The 10,543-nt window shown below is 40.8% G+C and carries 13 protein-coding genes and 1 pseudogene; 9 read left to right on the top strand and 5 right to left on the bottom strand.

What is annotated here, in order from left to right; all coding sequences use genetic code 11:
- Positions 1-122, bottom strand: a pseudogene (locus tag H5115_RS19705) (malonyl CoA-acyl carrier protein transacylase); the annotation flags it as partial.
- 42 nt (positions 123-164) lie between these two features.
- Between H5115_RS19705 and H5115_RS19700 the strand changes: the two are divergent.
- The 3 genes from H5115_RS19700 to H5115_RS19690 all read left to right on the top strand — a co-directional run bounded on the left by H5115_RS19700 (position 165) and on the right by H5115_RS19690 (position 1,008).
- On the top strand, positions 165-377 hold the full coding sequence (locus H5115_RS19700; RefSeq protein ID WP_004335175.1) for an EF-hand domain-containing protein: 213 nt from the start codon (positions 165-167) through the stop codon (positions 375-377).
- 140 nt (positions 378-517) lie between these two features.
- Positions 518-730 carry a calmodulin gene (locus H5115_RS19695; RefSeq protein ID WP_004335174.1) on the top strand — a complete coding sequence of 71 codons (213 nt, stop codon included), beginning with the start codon at positions 518-520 and terminating at the stop codon, positions 728-730.
- A 62-nt stretch (positions 731-792) separates the two neighbouring features.
- Positions 793-1,008 (top strand): calmodulin, encoded by a 216-nt coding sequence (locus tag H5115_RS19690; RefSeq protein WP_182756950.1) that lies wholly within the window; start codon positions 793-795, stop codon positions 1,006-1,008.
- Between the two features lie 81 nt (positions 1,009-1,089).
- Here H5115_RS19690 and trkA read toward each other — a convergent pair whose 3' ends face one another.
- From trkA to def, 4 genes are all read right to left on the bottom strand, one after another.
- Positions 1,090-2,466, bottom strand: coding sequence for a Trk system potassium transporter TrkA (trkA, locus tag H5115_RS19685; RefSeq protein WP_004335170.1), 1,377 nt, complete (start codon positions 2,464-2,466; stop codon positions 1,090-1,092).
- Positions 2,467-2,552: 86 nt separating this feature from the next.
- Complete coding sequence (rsmB, locus tag H5115_RS19680; RefSeq protein ID WP_004335167.1) at positions 2,553-3,848, bottom strand: 16S rRNA (cytosine(967)-C(5))-methyltransferase RsmB; 1,296 nt, start codon at positions 3,846-3,848, stop codon at positions 2,553-2,555.
- Positions 3,841-4,794: a methionyl-tRNA formyltransferase gene (gene fmt, locus H5115_RS19675; protein ID WP_149594821.1), complete on the bottom strand. Its 954-nt coding sequence runs from the start codon at positions 4,792-4,794 to the stop codon at positions 3,841-3,843. The genes rsmB and fmt overlap by 8 nt, the downstream gene beginning before the upstream one ends.
- 21 nt (positions 4,795-4,815) lie before the next feature.
- Entirely contained in the window at positions 4,816-5,322 is a 507-nt protein-coding gene (gene def, locus H5115_RS19670; protein ID WP_182756948.1) for a peptide deformylase, read from the bottom strand.
- Between the two features lie 118 nt (positions 5,323-5,440).
- Between def and H5115_RS19665 the strand changes: the two genes are divergently transcribed.
- The 6 genes from H5115_RS19665 to hemF all read left to right on the top strand — a co-directional run bounded on the left by H5115_RS19665 (position 5,441) and on the right by hemF (position 10,388).
- The gene (locus H5115_RS19665; RefSeq protein WP_182756946.1) at positions 5,441-6,559 is read left to right on the top strand and encodes a LysM peptidoglycan-binding domain-containing protein; all 1,119 of its coding nucleotides are present in this window, start codon (positions 5,441-5,443) and stop codon (positions 6,557-6,559) included.
- Between the two features lie 31 nt (positions 6,560-6,590).
- Positions 6,591-7,682, top strand: coding sequence for a DNA-processing protein DprA (dprA, locus tag H5115_RS19660; protein ID WP_182756944.1), 1,092 nt, complete (start codon positions 6,591-6,593; stop codon positions 7,680-7,682).
- Between the two features lies 1 nt (position 7,683).
- Positions 7,684-8,157, top strand: a complete 474-nt coding sequence (locus H5115_RS19655) for a DUF494 family protein (protein WP_182756942.1) — start codon at positions 7,684-7,686, stop codon at positions 8,155-8,157.
- A 114-nt stretch (positions 8,158-8,271) separates the two neighbouring features.
- Positions 8,272-8,847, top strand: a complete 576-nt coding sequence (locus tag H5115_RS19650; RefSeq protein ID WP_004335155.1) for a type I DNA topoisomerase — start codon at positions 8,272-8,274, stop codon at positions 8,845-8,847.
- A gap of 25 nt (positions 8,848-8,872) precedes the next feature.
- On the top strand, positions 8,873-9,436 hold the full coding sequence (locus tag H5115_RS19645) for an L-threonylcarbamoyladenylate synthase (protein ID WP_004335153.1): 564 nt from the start codon (positions 8,873-8,875) through the stop codon (positions 9,434-9,436).
- Between the two features lies 1 nt (position 9,437).
- On the top strand, positions 9,438-10,388 hold the full coding sequence (gene hemF / locus H5115_RS19640; protein WP_182673056.1) for an oxygen-dependent coproporphyrinogen oxidase: 951 nt from the start codon (positions 9,438-9,440) through the stop codon (positions 10,386-10,388).
- The last annotated feature ends 155 nt before the right edge of the window (positions 10,389-10,543 follow it).

The raw sequence follows: 10,543 nt of genomic DNA, 5'->3' as shown, positions 1-10,543 counted from the left end.
CGTTTAGCACCAGCATCTTTACATGCTTGTGATGCTCTATCTACTGCCGCTTTATGCCCTGCAATAACAACTTGGCCAGGAGAATTGTAGTTAACTGGAGATACAACCTCACCTTGCGCTGAGGCTACTTAATCGCACACACATAAATTTGAAGGATACATATTATGAAAAGCATTAATAAAACTTTAGCACTTATCGCTATTGCATCTTCTTCAGCCGCTTTTGCAGCAACAGATTTTGACACACTTGATGTAGACGGCAGTGGCACAATTAGCCAAGCAGAAGCATCAGTAGACGCAAAATTAATGAGCATGTTTTCTGAGCTTGATACCGACCAAAATGGTGAGTTATCAAAAGAAGAATTTTCAGAAGCTTAATTAAAAAGTATTTATCCTGAGTTGCCAAAGATAACCTAAGTAGGCAAGGGAGCTTACGAAAGAGGATAACAAGGAAGTGAAAAATTACGTTTTAAGTTAAACGAAGCAATTTTTTTGATAGAACATTGAAGGATTAAGTTATGAAACATTTAAATAAAGCATTAGCACTTATAGTATTAGCATCTTCTTCAGCTGCATTTGCAGCATCAGATTTTGACAGCCTTGATATCGATGGTAGCGGCACAATTAGCCCAAGCGAAGCGGCAGTCGATACCGATTTAATGGCTGAATTTATTGAGCTAGACACAGATGGTAGCGGCGAGCTTTCTAAAGAAGAGTTCGCTAATTACTAATTAAACATTTTTCACAGTCAGGGATCTTTGCAAAGGACTTCCCATATTACTAGGATATTATTATGAAAACATTCAATACAACACTTGCAGTTATCGTTTTAGCATCTTCATCAGCAGCATACGCAGCAGTGGATTTTGCCTCTTTTGATGCAGATGGCGACGGTGCGATTACAATGGAAGAAGCGAAGATTAACCCTCAACTTGTAAAGATTTTTGATGATTTAGATGCTGATGGAAATGGTGAAATCTCTAAAGAAGAGTTTTCAAAAGTACAGTAATCAATATTCGAAGATACTCCACTAAAGCCGCCTTAGTCAGCGGCTTTTTTGTATTTTAAATTAACTAATTAGCGTAACTAGTTAAAGGAATATAGCACTTACTTGGAATAGTTTTTCTACAACGGTAATGTGTTTTTTGTCGATTAAAAACATGATGACATGATCGCCCGACATAATAATTGTATCATCATGAGCTATCAGCACATCGTCATTACGTACTATTGCGCCAATAGTTGTACCCGCAGGAAGTTTTATGTCGGCAATCGCACGACCAACCACTTTAGATGTGTTTTCATCACCATGAGCAACCGCTTCAATGGCTTCTGCTGCGCCTTTACGCAGTGAATACACGTTAACAATATCACCACGGCGTACGTGCGTTAATAACGCTGATATAGTTGCTTGTTGTGGGGATATGGCAATATCTATTTCGCCGCCTTGTACCAAATCAACGTAAGCACCACGCTGGATAAGCACCATGGTTTTTTGTGCGCCCATACGTTTTGCAAGCATGGCTGACATAATGTTTGCTTCATCGTCATTGGTTACGGCAATAAACACATCTACTTGTTCAATATGCTCTTCTGAGAGCAGTTCTTGATCAGATGCGTCACCACAAAAAACAACCGTATTATCGAGCATTTCTGAGAGTTGCTCAGCACGTTCTTTACTGCGTTCAATTAGTTTAACGGTGTGGTTTTTTTCAAGTGAGCGGGCAAGGCCTGCCCCAATGTTACCGCCACCAGCTATCATAATTTTTTTGTACGAACGCTCAAGTTTTTGTAGCTCGTTCATTACCGCGCGTATATGTTTTGTAGCGGCAATAAAGAATACTTCGTCATCGGCTTCAATAACGGTGGTACCCAATGGTTTTATTGCTTTACCTTGACGATAAATAGCGGCAACACGAGTTTCTACATTAGGAATATGTTCTTTAAGTGCAGATAACGCATAACCTACAAGTAAACCGCCATAGTAAGCTTTTACGGCTACTAACGAGAGCATGCCATCAGCAAATTGCAATACCTGCAGAGCACCAGGGTAGTCAATTAAACGGCGAATATACTTAGTGACCAGTGCTTCGGGAGCAATGTAATGATCGATTGGTAAATCGTCGTTTTGAAAAAGTTTTTCGCGGTATTTTAAATATTGCTCTGAGCGAATGCGGGCAATTTTAGTGGGTGTTTTAAAAATACTGTATGCCACTTGGCATGCAACCATGTTCACTTCATCTGAACTAGTTACCGCTATAATCATATCGGCATCTTCAGCACCTGCGCGGCGTAATACATCAGGATGCGCGCTGTGGCCCATAACCCCTTGTAAGTCGTACTTATCTTGAAGTTCACGTAATCGGTTACCGTCTATATCAACAACGGTAATTTCGTTTTGTTCGCCAACTAAGTTTTCAGCAAGCGTAGCACCAACTTGCCCGGCACCGAGTATAATTATTTTCATTATTTACCCGTGGTATTGATCATAATTTAATTAAAAAAATAGCCATTTAATGTTTCATAAATGGCTAACTATTTAGTGTACGGCTATTAGGCTTTTTTAACTAGCTTAGCGTAATAAAATCCATCACTTTCACCGGGCAGTAACTGCAAACCTGGCGTTGTTACGGTATCGTTTTCGTGTAGAGGTATATGTTCTACATCATCGTTATTAGCTAAAAACTTAGCAACTTGCTGTTGGTTTTCTTGTGGAAGAACCGAACACGTAGCATATACCAATGTGCCACCTGGTTTTAACAGTGGCCAAATGCTATCAAGAATATCGCTTTGTAACTTAGCTAAGTCTTCGATGTCTGATGCGCGACGTAACCATTTTATGTCAGGGTGACGGCGAATTACGCCAGTGGCCGAACAAGGCACATCAAGTAAAATACGATCAAATAATTTTTCATCCCACCAGGTATGTGGTTGCGATGCATCGCCACATTGTAGGTCTGCACCTAAGCCAATACGAGTTAAGTTTTGCTTAACACGTTCAAGGCGAGTTGAGTCGCTATCAAGTGCAAGTACATCAGCATCAGCAAGCTCTAAAATATGACATGTTTTACCGCCAGGGGCTGCGCAGGCATCCAAAATATAGTCATCTGCTTTAGGTTCTAAAAAGCGGGCTGCCAACTGTGCAGCAGCATCTTGTACTGAACATGCACCTGTATCAAACTCAGGCAACGAAAATACATCACGTGGTTTGGCAAGTTTAATCCCATCAATAAAATCAGGGTTTAAGGTGTGTTCAATATCGTTAGCGCTAAGCATGTCGCTGTATTCTTGCGTGCTAAATTGGGCTTGATTGACACGAAGCCACATTGGCGCTTGTTGCTGGTTTTCTTCAAGTAGTGCTTCCCAGCTATCAGGGTAGGCTGTTTGCACCTGTTTAATAAACCAATTTGGATGGTTGTATAAACATACCGGAATAAGCTTCGCTTTTTCTTCAAGCTCAGCTTGTTGACGCTGAAAGCTACGTAAAATGGCGTTTATCAGTCCTTTTAATCCTAAAGCGCGTAGTTGAGCCAGTGCGTTAACCGTTTCTGAAATGGCAGCATGAGGTGGTACGCGCATATGCTGCAGTTGATAAATACCTACGTATAATAAAAACTGAAATATTCTACGTTTACCTTTTAATGGCTGCTCTACTAAGTGTTGGCAGTAATTTTCAAGGCTCGGTAAGTAGCGTAAAACGCCATAACAAATTTGCTGTAGCAACGCTTTATCTTTAGGCGGCAAGCCTTGGCTTGCAAATGGAAGTTCTTGATTAAGCGATGCGCCTTTATCAACTACGTTATATAAAGTTTCAGCGGCAAGCGCTCGTACGTTTGGAACATTACTCATTGTTTTCGCCTAATATTGTGCCAGGAGTAACCCAGTCACTACGACCATTTAAAAAGTCGTTAATTGCCATTGGTTTTTTACCTTGCGGCTGTAATTGCGTAATACATAAAGCGTGTTCGCCACACGCCACTACTACGCCATTTTTGTCGCTTGATAAAATTTGCCCAGGATCACCTGATTGCTGCACAACCTGTGCTTGATGAATCTTTACTGTTTGTCCACCCATTTGGGTAAAGCACATTGGCCACGGGTTAAAAGAGCGAATGTTTCGCTCAATTTGCAGCGCACTCATGGACCAATCGATATTAGCTTCCTCTTTAGAAAGCTTTTTAGCGTAGTTAGCAAGTTCATCGTTTTGAGGTTCAGGAGTGATCTCACCATTCGCTAATTTATTAATGGTTTCAATTAACGCATCTGGACCTAGCTCAGCAAGCTTTGTGTATAAGCTTGCGCTAGTTTCTGTCGTGCTAATAGGGCAGCGGCTTATATGTAACATATCGCCGGTATCTAGCCCTTCATCCATTTGCATTATTGTTACGCCGGTTTGCTCATCACCTGCCCAAATTGCGCGTTGAATAGGTGCAGCGCCGCGCCAGCGCGGTAATATAGAGCCATGCACATTTAAACAACCTAAACGTGGCGCTTCTAAAATAGCTTTAGGTAAAATTAAGCCATATGCTACAACAATCATAATGTCGGCATTTAAGCTAGTTAGCTCTGCTAGTGCTTCATCATTTTTTAATGACTGTGGCTGAAAAACCGGTAAGTTGTGCTCAAGCGCTAGCTCTTTCACTTCACTAGCTTTTAATTTTTTACCACGACCTGCAGGGCGATCTGGTTGGCTATATACACCCACTATTTGGTGTTCGCTTTGTATCAGCGCTTGTAAATGACGTGCGGCAAAGTCCGGCGTACCGGCAAATATAATGCGTAATGGTTGAGTCACTGAGTTTTCCTAAGGTGCTTATTACTGTTCTGCAAACTTGGCTTCTTTTTCAAGCTTTTTACGAATACGTTGGCGCTTTAATGGAGATAGGTAATCAATGAATAGCTTACCTTGAAGGTGATCTAGTTCATGTTGAATACAAATAGCCAATAATTCATCTGCATCTAGTACAAATTCTTCACCGTTTTCGTTAAGTGCAGCAACGGTTACTGTTTCTGCACGATCTACTTTTGCATACGAGTTAGGTACTGATAAACAGCCTTCTTCGCTAACGGTAGAGCCGTCTTTTTTAATGATTTGTGGATTAATTAAAACCAGTGGCTCATCGCGCTCTTCTGATACATCAATAACAACGATTCGTTGATGAATATCTACTTGCGTGGCCGCAAGACCAATGCCATTTTCATCGTACATTGTCTCTAGCATGTCTTTTACAATTTGGCGTACAGTGTCGTCAACTTGTACAACATCTTTTGCTACGGTACGTAAACGTTCATCTGGAAATCTTAAAACTTCTAACCTAGCCATAGTTACCTTTTTCACTTGTGCTTAATTTAGGGTATTGTATGCTCTTATTTTAGCCATTCGCGTTCACCTTTAACAGGTTTTGGGCAATAATAATGAAAAAACAATACAAGGAAGCTCGATGAAATCTCCATTACTTGCAATCATGCTTACGTTAAGCACTGCGTTTCCCGCAGTTGCTGATGTACTTAAAATAAAAAAAGACGCACCAAAACAGTATGTTGTAAAAAAAGGCGATACACTTTGGGATATTTCTGGCATCTATTTAGATGAGCCTTGGCTATGGCCTGAACTTTGGCAAATGAATCCACAAATTGACAACCCACACCTAATTTACCCCGGTGATGCATTAGCGTTGATATACGATGCTGATGGAAACCCACGTTTAGTGATCAATAAAGGATATAGAAAGCTATCTCCTCAGGGTCGTATTACACCAAAAGGGCGTAATGCTATTACTACTTTGCCGCTTGAAATGATCAAACCTTATATCAGTTACGAGCAAGCAATGAACAGTGATGATATTAAAGGTAAGCCTTATATTTTAGGTGCTAACGAAAATACTAAAACACAAACGTTAGGCCATATTTTATATGCCAAAGGCGACTTACAAGTACATAAAGCATATGCCATTTACCATAAAGGTGACCCTTACACAGACTTAACTGGTGAAGTGTTAGCAACGCGTGCATCTTATGTGGGTATAGCACGTGCCTTTAGAACGGGTGATGAGAAAAATGGCGTGCCTTCGTCATTACGTGTTGAGTCTGTTAAACGAGAAATTCAGCAAGGTGATTTTTTAATGCCGGCAATGGAAGGCCAAATGCTCCCTGCGTACTTTGATATACACCGTCCCTCTGAGCCTGTAACAGGTAATATTATTGCTTCACCACGTGAAGTTAGAGAATTCAGCACAATGGATGTTGTGGTGCTAAACTTAGGCAGTGAACAAAATATAGAAGCGGGTCATGTATTAGATCTAGAGCGTCAATCACCAACGGTTATCGATGGTCCTCGTGGTCCTCGTTACCCAGAAGATTCTAGTAAATACGAGAAGCTTTTATCTGATGTGAGCCAATTATTTGGTGATGAGTCTGACGAAGAGAGCACAACGTGGACTATGCCTAAAGAAAAAGTTGGCGAGCTAATTGTCTTTAAAGTGTATGACAAAGTAAGTTATGCATTAATAACTAAAAACCAGCACCCAATTCGCATTGGAGATATTGCAGTTATTCATTAAGAAGTAGCGAGTCGGTGCTCTAGGAGAGAGCATGGATCAGTCATCTGGCAAGCTAGCCCACTGGCTTGCCTTTTATATGTGTAAAGGGTTGGGTATAAAAACCCTTTTAGCACTATCTACAAACTATTCCCTTGGGTCGTTATTCGACTTATCTCATGACAAGCTTTTACAGCTTGGGTTAACCGCTAATCAAGCGAGTAATTTACTCAACACCAATTGGCAACAAGTCAGTCATTATGAGCAATTAATAGCGCTGAACAACATTACTGTTGTTTGTATTTTTGATGCGCTTTACCCAGAAGATCTCCGGCAGATTGCCAGTGCGCCTTTATTACTTTTTTGCAGGGGAGATGTCTCGTTATTATCAACTCCACAAATTGCAATTGTTGGCAGTCGTAATGCTACACCTACCGGGCTTGAAATAGCCTCAGAATTTGCATACGAGTTAACTTTGGCGGGTATTACAGTTACTTCAGGTATGGCGCGGGGAATAGATGGTGCAGCACATAAAGGCTCTCTTGCTGGTACGGGGAAAACCATAGCGGTGCTTGGTACTGGGGTTGATATTTACTACCCCAAACGCCATAAACTATTAACAGACCAAGTTTTAGAAAGCGGCCTGTTGGTGAGTGAGTTTTTACCAGGCACAGCTGCTCATGCTCATAACTTTCCGCGCCGTAATCGTATTATTTCTGGGTTATCGTTAGGGGTGCTTATTGTTGAGGCTGAAATTAAAAGTGGTTCGTTAATTACAGTACGCTATGCGCTTGAACAAAATAAAGAGGTATTTGCAGTACCGGGTTCTATTAAAAACCCGTTAGCGCAGGCAAGTCACTTTTTAATAAAGCAAGGTGCTAAGCTGGTAGAAAACGTGGCTGACATTCTTGATGAGGTGAGTTTTACTTACGATAGTAACTTAGCTAATAAAGAGCAACCGATTCAAGCCAATTCTCAATGTGAGGTTTTAAATAGTATTGGCTTTGAAGTAACCAGTGTAGATGACATTGTGCGTCGTGCGCAGTGGCCAATAGATAAAGTACTCAGTAGGTTGCTCGATTTAGAATTAGACGATCAGATTGAGCGAGTGTTAGATGGTTATATTAAGTTAAGCGCAGGAAGGTAATATGTTTGATATTCTTTTGTATCTTTTTGAAAATTACATTCATAGCGAAGCGGATATATTTGCAGAGCAAAATGAGTTAACCGATGAGCTACTGCGTGCGGGCTTTAATAAGCCTGAGATATTTAAAGCTCTTGATTGGTTAGAGCAACTAGCTGATTTACAACACAGCGATGAGTCTCCTTATCTTATTGCTAACCCTAAAGATGCTGTGCGTATATTTACCGATAGAGAATGCCAAAGGCTCAGCGCTGAGTGTCGTGGCTTTTTAATGTTTATTGAACAAATAGGCGTAATTAACAATGTAACACGTGAAATGGTAATGGACTGTTTAGCCTCTCTCGATAAACCAACTATAAGCCTAGAAGACTTAAAGTGGATTGTACTTATGATCTTGTTTAACGTTCCTGGCTCTGAAGAGGCATATGAGCAAATGGAAGATTTGATTTTTGATGAACCCAGCGAACTTCTTCATTAGAGATAATTATCTTAATTGTACTCAAATTACTTAAAAGGATAAGCACGGCATTGCTTGTATCTTTAAGTGGTTTGGGTATATTAGGCGAAAATTCACCAACCTATTAGGATCACCATGAGTAAAATCGACCATTCGCTTTTCTCGGCGAACAAGCACGCCCTCGAAAAAGAATACGAGATATGCCCACAGTGTGGTTCAGAGTTAGTGATCCGCAATAGTAAATCAGGCCCTTTTCTAGGATGCGCAAGTTATCCCAAATGCGACTTTATTAGGCCGCTGGCACATCACGACAGTAACGAAATCAAAATATTAGAAGATTCAGCATGTCCTGAGTGTAGCAAACCGCTGGTGGTTAAAAATGGCCGCTATGGTATGTTTATTGGGTGTACGGGTTATCCAGAGTGTCATTACATTGCTAACGAAAATGAAGAAAAGCAAAGCGAAGATACTTTGCCTAGTTGCCCTAAATGCAAAAAAGGTCATTTAGTCGCGCGCAGTAATAAGTTTGGTAAAGTATTTTATTCTTGTGATTGTTATCCAAGCTGTAAATACACGCTTAATAATAAACCGGTTGAACATCCGTGTCCTGAATGTGATTGGCCTATCGTCATAGAAAGAAATATGGCAAACGGCATATTATTGCAATGCCCACAAAAAAGCTGCATGCATAAGCTCACCCCAACTGAATAACGTTTAATTATATCTGGAGACTACTTTGTCAGACCTTTCAAATACGCCCACTGCAATAACATGCTTAACGCAAGGCGAAGTTATTTTATACCCAACAGAAGCTGTATATGGTTTAGGTTGTGATCCAGATAATCAACAAGCCGTTGAGGCACTATTAGCTATTAAGCAGCGCCCGGTTGAAAAAGGGCTTATTTTAATCGCTGATAACTACGGACAATTATTAAAATACGTAGATGATGCAAAAATACCAATGGATAAACGCGCTGATATTTTTTCGAGTTGGCCTGCTGCAATTACATGGGTGATGCCTGCATCTAAAAATACGCCTAAATGGCTCACAGGGCAGTTTGATACCATCGCGGTAAGAGTAACAAACCATCCAACAGTAAAGCGTTTGTGCCAAGAGTTTGGTAAGCCATTAGTATCAACCAGTGCAAACTTAACCGGTCAAGAAACGGTAATTAGTATTGAGCAAGCCAAAGCGCAATTTGCAGAACAAGTTGGCTTTTACGTTGACGAGCCGTTAGGTGGTAATACTCAACCAAGCACAATAAAAGATGCCATGACTGGCAAAATATTTAGAGGTTAATATGCAAAGCGAATTATTAGATCAAGTAAAAGCATACTTTATGGCTTTGCAAGACACTATTTGCCAAGGTTTGGAGGCTGCAGATGGCAGTGCTAAATTTATAGAAGATAACTGGCAGCGAGCAGAAGGTGGTGGTGGTCGTACACGCGTAACCACAAATGGTACTGTAATAGAGCAAGGCGGAGTTAATTACTCACACGTATTTGGCGCTTCAATGCCTGGTTCGGCAACAGCACATAGGCCAGAGCTTGCAGGGCGCAGCTTTCATGCGTGTGGTGTGTCGTTAGTTATTCATCCTAAAAACCCTCATGTACCAACAAGTCATGCCAATGTGCGCTTTTTTATAGCTGAAAAAGAAGGCGAAGAGCCAATATGGTGGTTTGGTGGCGGGTTTGATCTCACTCCTTTTTATCCAGTATTAGAAGACGTACAACATTGGCATCAAGTTGCTCACGACATTTGTGCGCCTTTTGGCAGCGACATTTATCCAAAATACAAAACCTGGTGCGACGAGTACTTTTATTTAAAGCACAGAGATGAGACTCGCGGAGTAGGCGGTTTGTTCTTTGACGATTTAAACGAACTTGGTTTTGAAAAGAGTTTTGCGTTTATGCAATCGGTGGGTAATGGATTTTTAGATGCCTATTTACCTATTATTGAACGTCGCAAAAATGACGAATACACAGAGCAACAACGTGATTTTCAGCTTTATCGTCGCGGGCGCTACGTTGAGTTTAATTTAGTATGGGATAGGGGCACTTTATTTGGATTACAAAGTGGCGGGCGCACTGAGTCTATATTGATGTCTATGCCACCACTTGCACGCTGGGAATATAACTATAAACCAGAGCCAAGTAGCCCAGAAGCTGACCTATATCAGTATTACTTACGCCCGCAAGAGTGGTTAACGAGTCAACCAAGTGAGCTGATAGCCAGAGAGTGGCAATTATAAAAATTAAACAATAATCAAAAAGGCGCTAATTAGCTGTCTCTTATACACAAATCCCTGCTAAGAAATTAGCGGGGATTTTTTTGAACTAAATCTCAATTTCATGATCAGATCTTCAAATCTTGTTTGAGGGCACATTATGATTAACGAACATACTC

It is taken from the genome of Pseudoalteromonas sp. SR44-2 (assembly GCF_014163745.1).
Lineage (GTDB): Bacteria > Pseudomonadota > Gammaproteobacteria > Enterobacterales > Alteromonadaceae > Pseudoalteromonas > Pseudoalteromonas distincta.
The sequence above is the reverse complement of the archived record's forward strand: the minus strand, read 5'-3'. Positions and strand labels throughout refer to the sequence as shown.